14 protein-coding genes are annotated in these 15,001 nt (G+C 71.2%); 1 reads left to right on the top strand and 13 read right to left on the bottom strand.

Annotated features, from left to right (window positions below; translation table 11 throughout):
* Positions 1–2: 2 nt before the first annotated feature.
* Positions 3–1,037 carry a glycerophosphodiester phosphodiesterase family protein gene (locus DEI93_RS01820; protein ID WP_111120138.1) on the bottom strand — a complete coding sequence of 345 codons (1,035 nt, stop codon included), beginning with the start codon at positions 1,035–1,037 and terminating at the stop codon, positions 3–5.
* 235 nt (positions 1,038–1,272) lie between these two features.
* Here DEI93_RS01820 and DEI93_RS01815 point away from each other — a divergent pair, with 235 nt between their 5' ends.
* Positions 1,273–2,145, top strand: coding sequence for a Bax inhibitor-1/YccA family protein (locus DEI93_RS01815; RefSeq protein ID WP_111120114.1), 873 nt, complete (start codon positions 1,273–1,275; stop codon positions 2,143–2,145).
* Positions 2,146–2,343: 198 nt separating this feature from the next.
* On the opposite strand, the gene guaA is transcribed toward DEI93_RS01815, so the two are convergent.
* The 12 genes from guaA to DEI93_RS01755 all read right to left on the bottom strand — a co-directional run bounded on the left by guaA (position 2,344) and on the right by DEI93_RS01755 (position 14,854).
* Positions 2,344–3,924, bottom strand: coding sequence for a glutamine-hydrolyzing GMP synthase (gene guaA / locus DEI93_RS01810; protein WP_111009767.1), 1,581 nt, complete (start codon positions 3,922–3,924; stop codon positions 2,344–2,346).
* Complete coding sequence (locus tag DEI93_RS01805) at positions 3,921–4,373, bottom strand: DUF3817 domain-containing protein (protein ID WP_111009768.1); 453 nt, start codon at positions 4,371–4,373, stop codon at positions 3,921–3,923. Before DEI93_RS01805 ends, guaA begins: the two co-directional genes overlap by 4 nt.
* A 9-nt stretch (positions 4,374–4,382) precedes the next feature.
* Entirely contained in the window at positions 4,383–5,222 is an 840-nt protein-coding gene (locus DEI93_RS01800) for an SURF1 family cytochrome oxidase biogenesis protein (protein ID WP_181436077.1), read from the bottom strand.
* A 12-nt stretch (positions 5,223–5,234) separates the two neighbouring features.
* Positions 5,235–6,650, bottom strand: coding sequence for a cation:proton antiporter (locus DEI93_RS01795; RefSeq protein ID WP_111120112.1), 1,416 nt, complete (start codon positions 6,648–6,650; stop codon positions 5,235–5,237).
* A gap of 4 nt (positions 6,651–6,654) precedes the next feature.
* Positions 6,655–7,185, bottom strand: a complete 531-nt coding sequence (locus DEI93_RS01790; RefSeq protein ID WP_111009771.1) for a cation:proton antiporter regulatory subunit — start codon at positions 7,183–7,185, stop codon at positions 6,655–6,657.
* A gap of 131 nt (positions 7,186–7,316) precedes the next feature.
* Positions 7,317–9,140, bottom strand: a complete 1,824-nt coding sequence (locus DEI93_RS01785; protein WP_111120111.1) for a glycerol-3-phosphate dehydrogenase/oxidase — start codon at positions 9,138–9,140, stop codon at positions 7,317–7,319.
* A gap of 82 nt (positions 9,141–9,222) precedes the next feature.
* Complete coding sequence (locus DEI93_RS01780; RefSeq protein WP_111009773.1) at positions 9,223–10,341, bottom strand: GuaB3 family IMP dehydrogenase-related protein; 1,119 nt, start codon at positions 10,339–10,341, stop codon at positions 9,223–9,225.
* A gap of 116 nt (positions 10,342–10,457) precedes the next feature.
* On the bottom strand, positions 10,458–10,652 hold the full coding sequence (locus DEI93_RS01775; protein ID WP_111012172.1) for a hypothetical protein: 195 nt from the start codon (positions 10,650–10,652) through the stop codon (positions 10,458–10,460).
* Positions 10,653–10,797: 145 nt separating this feature from the next.
* Positions 10,798–11,550, bottom strand: a complete 753-nt coding sequence (locus DEI93_RS01770) for an ABC transporter ATP-binding protein (RefSeq protein ID WP_111120110.1) — start codon at positions 11,548–11,550, stop codon at positions 10,798–10,800.
* On the bottom strand, positions 11,547–12,554 hold the full coding sequence (locus tag DEI93_RS01765) for an ABC transporter ATP-binding protein (protein WP_111009775.1): 1,008 nt from the start codon (positions 12,552–12,554) through the stop codon (positions 11,547–11,549). Before DEI93_RS01765 ends, DEI93_RS01770 begins: the two co-directional genes overlap by 4 nt.
* Complete coding sequence (locus tag DEI93_RS01760) at positions 12,547–13,533, bottom strand: branched-chain amino acid ABC transporter permease (RefSeq protein ID WP_111009776.1); 987 nt, start codon at positions 13,531–13,533, stop codon at positions 12,547–12,549. The genes DEI93_RS01765 and DEI93_RS01760 overlap by 8 nt, the downstream gene beginning before the upstream one ends.
* A 10-nt stretch (positions 13,534–13,543) precedes the next feature.
* On the bottom strand, positions 13,544–14,854 hold the full coding sequence (locus DEI93_RS01755) for a branched-chain amino acid ABC transporter permease (RefSeq protein WP_181435199.1): 1,311 nt from the start codon (positions 14,852–14,854) through the stop codon (positions 13,544–13,546).
* Between the last annotated feature and the right edge of the window lie 147 nt (positions 14,855–15,001).

The following is a 15,001-nucleotide window of genomic DNA, read 5'->3' as shown; positions in this document are numbered from 1 at the left end:
GCTCAGCGGAGCATCGACCGTGCGGCGAGCGCGAGGTCCGGCTGGTCCGCGAACACGCCGTCGACGCCCGTGCGCATCACCGAGGTGAACCAACGGGCCCAGTCCCCGCGCGCCGCGAGGTCGCCGTCGCGCCGGAGTGGCGCGGGGAGGAACCGGTTCTCCGCGCGGAGCGTCCAGGTGAACACCGTCAACCCGGCGGCGTGGGCCCGATCGACCAGGCCGCTGCGGACCTCCCGGTCGTCGCCCACGGCGACCGAGTCGACACCCGCCATCAGGGTCGACAGGTCCACGCTGATGCCGTCGAAGCGCGACGCGAGCCCGGCCAGGCCGGCGTCGGTGCGCTCCGCGGCGTACGTCGGGGCGGCGGAGCCCTGCCGGGCGCGCTCGTCGGCCGCCGCGCCCCGCCGCTCCATGAGGTAGACGGAGCGACCGCCCGTTCCCCGGGCCCTCAGGTCGAGGAGCACCTGCTTCTCGAAGCTCTCGAACGTGAGGCGCGGATCGGAGCGCCAGCCGGCCTCGCCGAGGACGGCGTCGACGAGCTCGTCGAGGGGCAACCCCTGCTCGGCGAAGAACGTGGCGTGCTTGACCTCGGCCACGAGCCCGACCGGGCGCGGTGCGGCGTCGAGCAGTGCGAGGAGGTCCTCGAAGCGGAGGATCCCCCCGCTGCCGTCGTACGCCGCGCTCGCCGGCCGCAGGGCGGGGAGGCGCTCACGCACGCGGAGGGTGCGCAGCTCCTCCCACGTGAGGTCCTCGGTGAACCAGCCGGTGACGCGCTGACCGTCGACGCGCTTCGTGGTGCGCCGGTCGCGGAACTCCGGTCGGGACGCGATGTCCGTCGTGCCCGAGATCTCGTTCTCGTGACGCAGGACGAGCACACCGTCCCGGCTCACGACGAGATCCGGCTCGATCGCGTCCGCGCCGAGCGTCACCGCCAGCTCGTACGCCGCGCGGGAGTGCTCGGGACGATGCCCGGAGGCGCCCCGGTGGGCGATGACGCGGGGCTGTGGAGACGCCGTGTGCGCGTGCTCGTCGGGCATGCGCACGAGCGTACGGGCGTTCTCCCAGAGGACGGCGACAGGATCGCGAGCACACCGGTGATGGCAGCCCGTCACCACCAGGAGGCCCGCAGTCCGCTCATCGCGAATCCCCAGCCAGGCGCCGTCGAACGACCCTAGGCTGAGAGAACACGGATGTTCGCACCCGCGACGCTCCCCGACAGCCGGACCACACCCGGCCGCAGAGCACCCAGAGAACAGGAACAACGAGGACACCATGGCGTTCAAGCCCGGTTTCGACCAGTCCCCCGCCTTCAACGACGCGGGCCGCAACGCATGGGGCAACGGTGCCTACGGCGCCGGCGCCCCCTACGGCCAGGCCCCGTACGGACAGCAGGCCCCCTACGGCCGGGCCGGCGGCCAGCCGCTCACGCCCGAGCAGCTCCAGTACATGTACGACCGCCCGGCGGCCGGCCCGGTCGAGACCGACCGCATGAGCTACGAGGACACGATCGTCAAGACGCTCGTGGCCTTCGGTGTGCTCGTCGTCGGCGCGGTCATCGGGTGGATGGTCCCGGCGCTCATGATCGTCGGCGTCATCGGGGGCTTCGTGCTCGCGCTCGTCAACACGTTCAAGCGCAGGCCCTCACCCGCCCTCGTCCTCACCTACGCGGGGCTCGAAGGCCTCTTCGTCGGCGGGATCTCGCAGGTCTTCAACACCCAGTGGGACGGCATCGTCGCCCAGGCGGTGTTCGGCACGCTCGGCGTCTTCGCCGTGACGCTCCTGCTCTTCACGTCCGGCAAGGTCCGTGCGACCCCGAAGGCCACGCGGTTCTTCCTCGTCGCGATGCTCGGGTACCTCGCGTTCTCGCTCGTGAACCTCGTCCTCATGTGGACGGGTGTCACGCACAGCGCGTTCGGTCTGCTGAACGTGACGCTGTTCGGCATCCCGCTCGGTGTGCTCATCGGCATCCTCGTGGTGCTCATGGCCGCGTACTCGCTCGTGCTCGACTTCGACCAGATCAAGACCGGCGTCGAGCGTGGCGCCCCGCGCATCTACGGCTGGACCGCAGCGTTCGGACTCATCGTCACGTTGGTCTGGCTGTACCTCGAGATCCTGCGCATCCTCGCCATCCTGCGGAACAACTAGGCCCTCCCGGACCTCGTCCCCGCACCCCGGACCGAGCCCCGCCGACGCGTCCCCGTCGGCGGGGCTCTTCCGTGTCCGGGCGCCGTGGCGGAGCGGGAAGTGCGCGCACAGACGACAAGTGCGCATGCGGGCGCATGCGCACTTGTCGTCAGCGTGAGCAGAACGGCCCCGGGCCCGGGGCCCCTGGCCCGGCGGCCCCTACTCCCACTCGATGGTGCCCGGCGGCTTCGACGTGACGTCGAGCACGACGCGGTTGACGTCACGCACCTCGTTCGTGATCCGGTTCGAGATCCGCGCGAGGACGTCGTACGGCAGACGCGTCCAGTCCGCCGTCATGGCGTCCTCCGAGGAGACGGGGCGCAGCACGATCGGGTGCCCGTAGGTCCGCCCGTCGCCCTGCACGCCGACCGACCGGACGTCGGCGAGCAGCACCACGGGGCACTGCCAGATCTCCTGGTCGAGGCCCGCCGCGGTGAGTTCGGCGCGGACGATCGCGTCCGCCGCACGGAGCAGGTCGAGGCGGTCCTTCGTGACCTCGCCGACGATGCGGATGCCGAGGCCCGGGCCGGGGAACGGCTGCCGCCCGACGATGACCTCGGGCAGGCCGAGTTCGCGGCCGATCGCCCGGACCTCGTCCTTGAACAGGGTCCGGAGCGGCTCGACGAGCGCGAACGTCATGTCCTCGGGCAGGCCGCCGACGTTGTGGTGCGACTTGATGTTCGCGGTGCCCGTCCCGCCGCCGGACTCGACGACGTCGGGGTAGAGCGTGCCCTGCACGAGGAACCTGACCTCGCCCGCGTCGTCGTCCGCCTTCGCCTCGAGCACCAGGGCCTCGGCCGCGGACTCGAACGTCCGGATGAACTCGCGCCCGATGATCTTGCGCTTCTGCTCCGGGTCGGACACACCGGCGAGTGCGTCGAGGAACTGCTGCTCGGCGTCGATCGTGACGAGCCGGACGCCGGTCGAGGCGACGTAGTCCTCTTCCACCTGCTTCCGCTCGTCGGCGCGCAGCAAGCCGTGGTCGACGAAGACGCAGGTGAGCTGATCGCCCACGGCCTTCTGCACGAGCGCGGCGGCGACGGCGGAGTCGACACCGCCCGACAGACCGGCGATGACCCGCGCCGAGCCGACCTGCTCGCGGATCCGCTCGACCTGCTCCGCGATGACGTTGCCGGCGTTCCAGTCACCCGGCAGGCCCGCCGCCTTGTGCAGGAAGTTCTCGATGACCCGCTGGCCCTCGGCGGAGTGCTTGACCTCGGGGTGCCACTGCACGCCGTAGAGCTTGCGCTCGTCGGACCCGAACGCCGCGACCGGGGTCGAGGAGCTCGACGCGAGGACCTCGAAGCCCTCGGGCGCGGTGCGCACGGAGTCGCCGTGGCTCATCCAGGCGGTCTGCGCCGCGGGCTGGCCGCCGAGCAGCGTGCCGCCGTCGCCGACGAGCTCGACGTCGGTGGCCCCGTACTCGCGGAGGCCGGTGTTCGCGACCTCACCGCCGAGTGACTTCGCCATCACCTGGAAGCCGTAGCAGATGCCGAGGACGGGTACACCGAGCTCGAGGATGCCCTCGTCGAGGTCGGGCGAGCCGGCCTCGTAGACGCTGGACGGCCCTCCCGACAGGACGATCGCGGCGGGGTCCTTCGCCTTGATCTCGTCGGCCGTGACGGTGTGCGGCACGATCTCGCTGTAGACGTTCGCCTCACGCACGCGACGGGCGATGAGCTGCGCGTACTGGGCGCCGAAGTCGACGACGAGGACGGGACGCTGGTCGGTCTCGCTCACCGAGCGGCCTCCTTCTGGCGCGCCTGCTGGTGCTGCGCGACGAGTTCGTGGTGGGTCGCCAGCGCGATGCCCGCCATGCGGTGCTCCACGAAGAACGACAGGAACGGGACGACACCGCCGAGGGCGATGAGCAGGAAGCGCAGCGGCTTCCAGCGCATGATGCTCCACAGGCGGAAGTCGGCGAAGAGGTAGAGCACGTACAGCCAGCCGTGCGCGATGAGGATCCCGATCGACAGGTCGAACGTGCCGGGGGCCTTGCCCGAGGTGCCCTCGGGCACGAAGAAGCCGTTGCCGCCCAGCTGCATCTCGGTGTGCATCGGCGTGTACTTGAGGACCATCTCGAGCACGAGCAGCAGGAGCATGACACCCGTGATGTACGCGGAGACCCGGTACAGGCGGACCGCCCCCGGGATCTTGCGGATGTCACGCGTGCGGACGGTCAGGGCCATGGACCGATCCTACCGGTGGCCCGCGTGGGCCCCGGCGAGCAGCTGGGAGTCCTGAGCACCCGCAGAGCCGACCGGGAGGTCCGGGTCGGGATCGCGGTCGTCGTCCGGCCCGTCGTCGTCACCGGCCGCCTCGTCCTGCTCACGCTCCCAGGCGTCCTTGACGAAGCGGTACCAGAGGAACACCGCGAAGCCCGCGAAGACGACCCACTCGACCGCGTAGAAGAGGTTGAGCCAGTTGAACTGGACGTTCCGGGTGGGCGCCCGGTCGGCGATCGTGCCGAGGTGCGCCTGGGCCGCCGTCGGATGGGTGGCGACCACGTACCCGCCGTAGATCTCGCCGTCGAAGTCGTGCCACTCGTTGACGAGCGACGCCGCGGCCACGGCACTGTGCTCGCCCTTCTGGAACGCGTCCTGGTCGGGTGACTCCGACGGGTAGTAGCGGCCCTCGACCGTGACGGTACGACCCGTGGCGGCCCGGGCACCACCCGCGAGGGCCGCCCGCCGCGCGTCCGCGTACCCGATGACGACCGGGAGGCTGGCGCCCGAGCTGCTGTCGACGAAGTGCCCGACCGTCTGGAAGCGGCCACCGCCGCTGCGCCCGCTGAGCACCACCGTGTCGCCCGCGACGAAGTGCCCCCGCACGGAGACCCGCTGACCGGCGAGGTCCTCCGGCATGGAGCGCTGCGGCTTCGTGACGCGGTCGAGCACCTGCCGGTTCTCGGTGGAGGCGGGACCGACCTTCGCCGTCGCGATCGCCCGTTCGAGCTGCCACCGCCCGAGGAACGCGAACAGCGCCGCGAGGGCGAGCGCCAGGACCAGGAGACCGATCCACCGCGGTCGACGCGCCACAGCCCACATGTGTCAGTACTCCGGATCCCGCTGTCGTTCGGCGCGGACGTCGGACTGCTGCCCGGCCTGCTCCGCGTGGAGGTCGATCGGCGACGCCGGTACGGGTTCGCGGTCCTCCACGAGCACCGGTGCCTCCTCCGGTGCACCATTCTCGCGCGCTTCGCTGCCCGCTGCCTCCACGAGGGCGATCTCCTCGGCGAACATGCGATCACGCTCAGCTCGCCGCGCTTGCTCCGCCGCCGTCCGAGCACGCTCACGCCGCCGCTCCGGACGGAGCACGAGGAGGCCGATCCGGTCGGCGTTCACGGCCAGGAGCGGACCGAGGATCGCCATCACGAGGACGTACAGCCCCGCGAACGCCGTGATCCGCGCCTCGAGGCCCGCGGCCGCCGACAGCGTCGCGAGGATGAGCGCGAACTCGCCGCGGTTGACGAGGATCACGGCGGTGTTGATGCCCGCCTGGGCGCCGAACCCGTTCATCCGCGCCACGACCTGGCCGGCGATCGCGTTGAGGACGACGGTCATGAGCACGGCGCCGAGCACCGGCCACACGACGACGCCGAACGTCGAGACGTCGAGGCCCAGACCGAAGTTGACGAAGAAGAACGCGCCGAAGACGTCCCGCATCGGGAGCGCGAGCTGTTCGATGCGGTCGCGGTACCGCGTGGCACCGCAGAGCAGGCCGATGACGAACGCGCCGATGGCGTCCGTCACGCCGAGCAGGTCACCGAGCCCCCCGAACAGCACCGCGAGCCCGAAGAACAGCACCGTGAACAGCTCGTCGTCACGGGTGTTGAAGGCACGCGAGACGAACCTGCCGCCCCAGCGCGCGAGCGAGAACATGACGATGAGGAACCCGAACGACAGCGCCAGCTTGCCGACGACCGCCCAGATGTTCGTGTCGCCGCTGAGCACGACGGACACGATCGCCAGGTAGATGGCGATGAAGACGTCCTCGATGACCGTGACGCCGAGGATCATCGGCGTCTCGTCGTTCGCGAGGCGCCGGAGCTCGATGAGGAGCTTCGTGACGATCGCGCTCGAACTCGTCGCCGTCATCCCCGCGACGACGAGGGCCTCGCGCGTGCCCCAGCCGAGCGAGAAGCCGAACGCGAACCCGACGCCCATGTTGATCGCGACGTAGGTGCCGCCGGACACGAGCAACTTGCCCGCGTTGCCGTAGAACTCCTCTTGGTCGAACTCGAGCCCGAGGTTGAACAGCAGCAGCACGAGCCCGAACGTCGCGATGAGCTCGATCGTGTGCGACTCGATGCTCAGCCCGATCCACGTGGAGTGCGGACTCGCGATGAGTCCGACCACCATATAGATCGGGATGGCCGGCAGGCCGATGAGCTTGCCGAGGCGTCCGAGGACGTAGGCGATGAGGAACAGGCCGCCGATGGTCAGCAGCTCACCACCCAGGTGCATCGCCCTATCCTCCGGGCGGGGCCTCGACGGACGCCGCCGTCAGTACACCGCTGCGGTAGTAGGCGAAGGCGCGCGCGACCTTCTCCGGGGAACCCGCGACGACGATGGTGTCGCCCGGGAACACGACGAAGTCGCCGGAGGGCGCCGGGTTCGCCGAGTCGCCACGGACGACCGCGACGACGGTGAGGCCGATGATGCCCGCGGCCGCCAGGTCGCCGAGCGGCTTGCCGGCGATGGCGTCCTCGTAGTCGACGCTGAACCAGTCGATCGACAGCCCGGGGATCTCGTCGAGCTTCGACAGGCCCTCGGTGATCCGGGTGCCGCCGAGCAGTTCGGCGAGCGTGTGGGCCTCGTCCTCACTGAGGCGGAGCGAGACCTTCTGCGCACGGTCGGCGCCGTCCGACACGTCGGCGAAGGAGATGAGGTCGGAGTGCCCCGACCGGTGCGTGATGACCCCGCACTTGCCACCGTCGTCGGTGTAGAAGCTGTGCAGTACGCCGACGCCGGGGAGCTTGACGCGATGAACGTCGACCATGGATGACTCCCTTTGTTGTCGCCCATGTTAACCGCGCACGCGCTCGCGCGATTCCCGCCGCCGCGGACCGGGAGGAGCGGGGCGCGCCCGCACCGTCCCTCCCGTCCGCCGTCCGGTCGGGTCCGCCGCGGTCAGCGCGGCTCGGTCGTCTTCTCGCCGATCACCTGCTCGTCCTCGGCGCGGCCGCCGTCCTGGCGACCCGGGCCGCCGACCTTGACGTCGTCCTCCTCGAAGCCGAACGCGATGTCGGGCGCCTCGAGCCGCACGCGGTCGGCGGAGGCGTCGTCCGGCTCGAGCTGGCTCGCCCGCTCCGCCGCGACGCGCTTGAGGTAGTTGCCCACTTCCTCCTCGGTGCGCTCGCGGTCCCAGCCCAGCACGCCCGCCATGAGCCGCGCGGCCACGGGTGCGGCCGACTCGCCGCGGTCCCACGCCTCGATCGAGATGCGCGTCCGCCGGGCGAGGACGTCCTCGAGGTGCAGGGCGCTCTCGTGGCTCGCCGCGTAGACGACCTCGGCGCCGATGTAGTCGTCGGCCCCCGGCAGCGGCTCGGCGAGCGTCGGGTCCTCGCCGACGAGCCGGAGGACCTCGTCGGCGAGGGTGCCGTACCGGTTGAGCAGGTGCTCGAGCCGGACCTTGTGCAGCCCGTACGCCCGGGCCGTCCTGCCGCGCCGGTTCCACGCGGCCGGGTAGCCCTCGGCGCCGAGCAGCGGGATCTCGTCCGTGATCGACTCCGGGATCCGGCCGTCGAGCGCGGCGACGGCCTCGTCGATCGCGTCCTTCGCCATCACTCGGTAGGTCGTCCACTTGCCGCCCGCGACGACGACGAGCCCGGGCACGGTGTGCGCGACGATGTGCTCGCGGGACAGCTTCGACGTCTGGTCGGACTCGCCCGCGAGCAACGGGCGGAGTCCGGCGTAGACGCCCTCGACGTCCTCGCGCGTCAACGGCACCGCGAGGACCTGGTTGACGTGCTCGAGGATGTAGTCGATGTCCGCGGCGGTCGCGGCGGGGTGCGCCTTGTCGAGGTCCCAGTCGGTGTCCGTCGTGCCCACGAGCCAGTGCCGGCCCCACGGGATCACGAACAGCACACTCTTCTCGGTGCGCAGGATCATGCCCATGGTCGACTGGAACCGGTCGCGCGGGATCACGAGGTGCACGCCCTTCGACGCGCGGACCTTGAACTGGCCCCGCTCCCCCACCATCGCCTGGGTGTCGTCCGTCCACACGCCCGTCGCGTTGACGACCTGCTTCGCGCGGATGTCGAACCGCTCACCGGTCTGGATGTCGTGCGCCTTCGCCCCCACGACGCGCTCGCCGACCTTGACGAAGCCCTCGATCCGCACCCGACTGGCGGCGTGGGCGCCGTACGCCGCTGCGGTGCGGGCGAGGGACGCGACGTACCGCGCGTCGTCGACCTGGGCGTCGTAGTAGGTCATCCCGCCGACGAGGGCGTCCTTCGCGAGGCTCGGGATCGCACGCATCACCTGGCGCTTCGACAGGTGCCGGTGGTGCGGGACGCCCGGGGGTCGCCCGCCACTCCAGCTGAACGCGTCGTACATCGCCATGCCGATCCCGATGTAGAACCGCTCCCAGACCCGGTGGTTGAGCGGGTAGAGGAACTTCACGGGCTTGACGAGGTGTGGGGCGAGTCGCTGCAGGAGCAGGCCGCGCTCGATGAGGGCCTCGCGGACGAGCGCGAAGTTGAGCTGCTCCAGGTACCGGATCCCGCCGTGCACGAGCTTCGACGAGCGGCTGGAGGTCCCCGATCCCCAGTCCCGGGCCTCGACGATGCCGACACTCAGCCCGCGCGTGACGGCGTCGAGCGCGCTCCCCGTGCCGACGATGCCGCCCCCGATGACGAGCACGTCGAGTTCGCGTGACTTCAGGGCCTGGATGGCCGCCGCACGTTCCTCCGGACCGATCTTGTTCGAGTTCGAGACCGTCGTCCTGGCCATGTCCGCCTCCGTACCGCGTGGTCGGCCACGCCGGCGACGCAGCCCGCGGCGCCGGGCTCCGGACGACCGCCGAGCGGGCGGGTCAGGCGTGGTACGGCGCCACGACCACTTCTACTCGCTGGAACTCCTTGACGTCGGAGTATCCGGTGGTGGCCATCGACCGGCGGAGTGCGCCGACCAGGTTCGCCCGGCCCTCGCTCGTCGGGGTCGGGCCGGCGAGGACGTCCTCGAGCGGCGCGATCGAGCCGACGTGCATCCGGCGTCCGCGCGGGAGCTCGGGGTGGTGCGCCTCGGCGCCCCAGTGGTAGCCGCCGCCCGGGGCGTCCGTGGCACGCGCGAGCGCCGTGCCGAGCATGACGGCGTCGGCACCGACCGCGATCGCCTTGACGATGTCGCCCGAGGTGTCGAGCCCACCGTCGGCGATGACGTGCACGTAGCGGCCGCCGGACTCGTCGAGGTAGTCGCGCCGGGCACCGGCGACGTCCGCCACCGCGGTGGCCATGGGCGCGTGGATGCCGAGCGCCGCGCGTGTCGTCGATGCCGCACCGCCGCCGAAGCCGACGAGGACCCCCGCGGCGCCCGTCCGCATGAGGTGCAACGCGGCCGTGTATGTCGACGCGCCGCCCACGATCACGGGCACGTCGAGCTCGTAGATGAACTCCTTGAGGTTCAGCGGCTCCTGGTTCTGGGACACGTGCTCCGCCGACACGGTGGTGCCCCGGATCACGAAGAGGTCGACACCGGCGTCCACGACGGTCTGGTACAGCTCCTGCGTACGCTGCGGGCTCAGCGCGCCGGCGACCGGCACGCCCGCGGCGCGGATCTCGGCGAGGCGGGCGGTCACGAGCTCGGGCTTGATCGGCTCGGCGTAGATCTGCTGCATGCGGGCCGTGACGTCGCCGTCGGCGAGCTCGCGGATCTCGGCGAGGTACGGCTCCGGGTCCTCGTACCGGGTCCAGAGGCCCTCGAGGTCGAGGACACCGAGCATGCCGAGGCGGCCCATGTGCACCGCGGTCGCGGGCGAGACCACCGAGTCCATGGGCGCTGCGATGATCGGCGCGTCGAAGGTGAAGGCGTCGATCGACCACTGCACGGACACGTCGCGCGGGTCGCGCGTGCGCCGCGAGGGCACCACCGCGATGTCGTCGAAGGCGTACGCCCGTCGTCCGCGCTTGCCGGCCCCGATCTCGACTTCAGTCACCGGGTCAGACTAGCGGGCCGGGCCGACCCGGGAACGGGCCGGCCGGACGGTGCGCACCGGTCCGCGAGCGACGCGTCGGGCACGGCCGGGAGGCACGGCACCGTGCGCCGCGCGCGTCACCGACGCGAGCGGCGGAGCAGCCGGAGCGTCAGCCCGAGTCCGACGGCGAGGACGAGGAGCACGACGACGAGCACCGCGAACACCTTGAGCACGAGGGCCGCGCCGACGAAGAGCAGGGCGAACACGACCCACACCACGCCGTCGAGGACGGGGCGGTGTTCGGGAGCGGGGCGGCGGCCGGACGTGGGCACGGACCCGACGCTAGCAGCGGGGCGGGCGCGGTCCGGGCCTCCCGGGCGTGGTGCGGGGGCGGGAGGACCGCACGGCGCTCGCGCGACCTCGTCCGGCCCTCCCGGCGGATGCCGCCCCCACGGCGGCACCCGCGGTCGGCGCGGCCTACCCGGCGGCGTCGACGTCCTTCGCGAGGGTACCGAGGTACAGCTCGATCACCTTCGGGTCGTCCGCGAGCGCACGGCCGGTGCCCGAGTAGGCGTTGCGTCCCTGGTCGAGGACGTACGCCCGGTCGCAGATCTGCAGGCAGCGGCGGGCGTTCTGCTCGACCATGACGATCGAGACGCCCGCCTTGTTGATCCGTCGGGTGCGGATGAACGTCTCGTCCTGCCGCACCGGCGACAGCCCGGCGCTCGGTTCGTCGAGCAGGAGCACCTTCGGGTCCATCATGAGGGCGCGGGCCATGGCCACCGACTGTCGCTCGCCGCCGGACAGCGATCCGGCCCGCTGCCCCCGTCGCTGGCCGAGGACGGGGAACAGGTCGTAGACGACCTCGAGCCGTTCGGCGAACTTCCGTGGCCGCAGGTACATCCCCATCTGCAGGTTCTCCTGGATCGACAGTGACGGGAACACGTTGTTCGTCTGCGGGACGAACCCGATCCCGGCCCGCACGAGCTTGTCGGCCCGGTGGTTCGTGATGTCCTCGCCCTCGAGGGTCACGCTGCCGCTCCGGACCGTCACGAGCCCGAACAGCGCCTTGAGGAGCGTCGACTTGCCGGCGCCGTTCGGGCCGATGATGCCGATGAGCTCCCCCGGCGCGCACACGAGGTCGCAACCGTTCAGGATGTCGACGCCCGGCAGGTAGCCGGCCACGACGTTCTGGGCCCGCAGCACGGGCTCCCCGATGGTGGCGGTCATCGCGTGGTTCCTCCGATGTGATCGCTCGCCGTCGGCGGCGCCGGGTGGTCCTGGTCGTGGGCGGCGTCCTCGGCCGCGACCTCCTGCTCGAGCTCGTCGAGCGTCTCGTCGCTGAGGAGCGCGTCGTCACCGAGGTCCGTGTCGTGGTGCGCGCCGAGGTAGGCGTCGATCACGGCCTGGTCCTCCATCACGCTGGCCGCGGGCCCCTCGGCGACCACGCGCCCCTCGGCCATCACGACGACCCAGTCCGAGATGTGCCGGACCATGTGCATGTCGTGCTCGACGAACAGAACGGTCATGCCGTCGTCGCGGAGGCCCTGGATGTGCCCGAGCAGACTCTGGGTGAGCGCGGGGTTCACGCCCGCCATCGGCTCGTCGAGCATGATCATCGTCGGATCGGACATGAGCGCCCGCGCCATCTCGAGCAGCTTCCGCTGCCCACCGGACAACGACCCGGCGTAGTCGTCCTGCTTGTCGAGGAGCGAGAAGCGGGCGAGCAGCTCGCGCGCCTTCTCGGTGATCTCGGCCTCCCGCTTGGCCCACAGCGGCTTGACGAGGGCCGTGAAGAACCGCTCACCGGGCTGGTCCGTGGCGCCGAGCAGCATGTTCTGCAGCACCGTGAGCCGGGACAGCGCCTTCGTGAGCTGGAACGTCCGCACCATGCCGGCGCGGGCCACCGCGGCCGCGCCGACCGAGCCGAGCGGACGGCCGTCGAACTCCCACGCCGCGTCCTCCGGGCGCCGCCGGGCGAGGGCCCGCGGCGCGGAGCTCGGCTTGTCGAAGCCCGTGAGCAGGTTGAAGAAGGTGGTCTTGCCGGCGCCGTTCGGTCCGATGAGGGCCGTGATCGCGCCGCGCTGCACCTCGAGGTGGTCGACGTCCACCGCCGTCATCCCACCGAACCGGCGCGTGATGCGATCGACGCGGAGCACGGGGTCGGGCTTGGCGGAACCGGGCGCGTGCGGGACGTCCCGGAGGGCGACGGCCGCGGTCGTGGGGTCAGACACTGAACGTCAGCTCCTTCTTGTTCCCGAGGAGTCCCTGCGGGCGGAACACGATGAGCAGCATGAGCGCGACCCCGACGAGGACGTACGAGAACTGCTCGGCCTGCTGCGTGTTCATGATCGAGTTCGGGATGACGTCGCTCGCGAGCGTGCGGATGGCGAGCCGGACGACGAAGAACAGGACCGAGCCGAGCACGGGGCCGAAGACCGTCGCCGCCCCGCCGAGGATGAGTGCGGTCCAGATGAAGAAGGTCATCGAGCGGCCCATCGCGTCCGGCTGCACGGACGACGGCAGGACGTACACGATGCCGGCGAGCGCACCGATCACCCCGCCGAGCACGAGCGCCTGCATCTTGTACGAGTACACGTTCTTGCCGAGGGAGCGGACGGCGTCCTCGTCCTCGCGGATCGCCTTGAGGACGCGCCCCCACGGACTCCGCGTGAGCGCGAACAACATCAGGGACAACAGGGCGACGAGGCCCCAACCGACGATGCGGATCCACCAGCCGTTGACGCCGTTGTTCGTGAAGTCGAACCAGAGGATCCGCGTGCTGCCCTCGGGCAGGAACGACAGCGCGTTGAACGAGTCGCGGTAGCTCGACCCGGTGAGGCCGTTCGACCCGCCCGTGACCGTCGTCAGGAGGCTGGAACGCCCCACCATCCGGATGATCTCGGCGCCCGAGATCGTGACGATCGCGAGGTAGTCCCCCCGCAACCGGAGCGTCGGGATGCCGAGGACGACCGCGAACACGATCGCCGTGAGCAGTGCGATGACGATCGCCAGTCCCACGGGCACGCCGTGGATGACCGCGATCGCGTACCCGTACGCGCCGAGCAACAGGAACGCGGCCTGTCCCATGTTGACCAGTCCGGTGAGCCCGAAGTGGATGTTGAGGCCGATCGCGGCGATGGCGAACGCCGCCGTGGTGGGCGCGATCGCCTCGGCCGAGAGCGACGTGAGCAGGCTGACGAGGTAGTCCATGGTCCGTTCCCTAACCGATCCGTTCGGCGCGTCCGAAGATGCCCTGCGGCCGGAGCAGCAGCACGAGGATGAGGATGACGAGCGCGGTGGCGTACTTGAAGTCGCCGGGCAGCACGAGGTTCGTGAGTTCCACGACGATGCCGATCACCATCGAGCCGACGAGCGCGCCGTACGCCGTGCCGAGGCCGCCGAGCGTGACCGCCGCGAACATGAGGAGCAGCAGCTGCAGCCCGGTCTGCCAGTTCACCCCGTTGAGGACGAGCCCGAGCATGACGCCCGAGAGGCCGGCGAGGCCCGCGGCGAGGGTCCACACGAACCGGATCACCCGGTCCACGTCGATGCCGGACGCCGCCGCGAGTGCGGGGTTGTCGGACACCGCGCGGGTGGCCCGGCCGAGGCGGGTCCGGACGAGGAACAGGCCGGTCCCGACCAGCACGAGCACCGCGATGCCCATCGCGACGTACGACTGCACGGTCAGCGTCACGCCGGCGAAGTCGACCGTGCGCGGGTTGCCCTGCTGGATCCGCACCGTCGCCGCCCCGAAGAAGTACTGGAACGCGTACTGGAGCGCGATCGACAGTCCGATCGTCACGATCATGAGCTGCGTCAGGCTGATCCGCCGCCGTCGGAGGGGGCGCCAGATCACGGCGTCCTGCAGGTACCCGGTCGCCGCGCAGAGCACGACCACGATGATCCCGGCGAGCCAGATGTCGAACCCCAGGACGTTCGCGAACAGGTAGGCGAGGAGCCCGCCGAGCGTGACCTGCTCGCCGTGCGAGAAGCTCGAGAGCCCGGTGGTGCCGTAGATGAGCGAGAGGCCGACCGACGCGAGCGCGATGAGCAGCCCGAGGCGGATGCCGGATGCGAGCTGCTGCCAGGTCCGACCCCAGGTGACGCCCGAACCGTCGTCGAGGCTCGCGCTCGTCGCGCCCTTGACGGTGGTCAGCTGGAAGATCGTGCCGGCGTTCGACCCGACCGTGGCCTGCACGGGGCGCGCGTCCTGCTGCGCGTCGGCCAGGTACTGCCCCTGGGGCAGGGTCGTCTGGTCGAGGGAGACCCGGTACCGGCCCGACGTCGTGATGCGGACGGACCAGCGACCGTCGTCCTCCGTCGTGGAGGTCTCGGCGAACCCACCCGGTCCCGTGACCCGGACCTCCGCTCCCCGGACCGGCTCGCGGTCCGAGTCGAGGATCGTGCCCTGGATGCAGCCGTTCGCGTCGCTCACCGTGCAGGTCGCCGCCGTGGCCGCGACCGCGCGCGGCGCGGACGCCCACTGGAGGCCCACGACCGCGGCGAGCGACAGCAGTGCGGCGAGGAGCAGGACCACCGGGCGGTGCCGGCCCGCCCGGGTGCGGGGACGGGGCCTGTGCGGCGCCGTGCCCGTCGACGTCGTGGAACCCACTGAGCCTCCCTCTCGGACCGTCGGACGTCGACGGTTCCGGCACGACCTCCGTCCGATCGGGCGGTC

The sequence above is a fragment of the Curtobacterium sp. MCBD17_035 genome (genome assembly GCF_003234815.2).
In the GTDB taxonomy this organism is placed as follows: domain Bacteria; phylum Actinomycetota; class Actinomycetes; order Actinomycetales; family Microbacteriaceae; genus Curtobacterium.
The sequence above is the reverse complement of the archived record's forward strand: the minus strand, read 5'-3'. Positions and strand labels throughout refer to the sequence as shown.

What these genes read in the sequence shown, in the direction of transcription:
- DEI93_RS01820 (WP_111120138.1), bottom strand. Translation starts at nt 1,037, where the DNA reads ATGCCCGACGAGCACGCGCACACGGCGTCTCCACAGCCCCGCGTCATC.
- DEI93_RS01815 (WP_111120114.1), top strand. Translation starts at nt 1,273, where the DNA reads ATGGCGTTCAAGCCCGGTTTCGACCAGTCCCCCGCCTTCAACGACGCG.
- DEI93_RS01790 (WP_111009771.1), bottom strand. Translation starts at nt 7,185, where the DNA reads ATGGTCGACGTTCATCGCGTCAAGCTCCCCGGCGTCGGCGTACTGCAC.
- DEI93_RS01785 (WP_111120111.1), bottom strand. Translation starts at nt 9,140, where the DNA reads ATGGCCAGGACGACGGTCTCGAACTCGAACAAGATCGGTCCGGAGGAA.
- DEI93_RS01770 (WP_111120110.1), bottom strand. Translation starts at nt 11,550, where the DNA reads ATGACCGCCACCATCGGGGAGCCCGTGCTGCGGGCCCAGAACGTCGTG.
- DEI93_RS01760 (WP_111009776.1), bottom strand. Translation starts at nt 13,533, where the DNA reads ATGGACTACCTCGTCAGCCTGCTCACGTCGCTCTCGGCCGAGGCGATC.
- DEI93_RS01795 (WP_111120112.1), bottom strand. Translation starts at nt 6,650, where the DNA reads ATGCACCTGGGTGGTGAGCTGCTGACCATCGGCGGCCTGTTCCTCATC.
- DEI93_RS01805 (WP_111009768.1), bottom strand. Translation starts at nt 4,373, where the DNA reads ATGGCCCTGACCGTCCGCACGCGTGACATCCGCAAGATCCCGGGGGCG.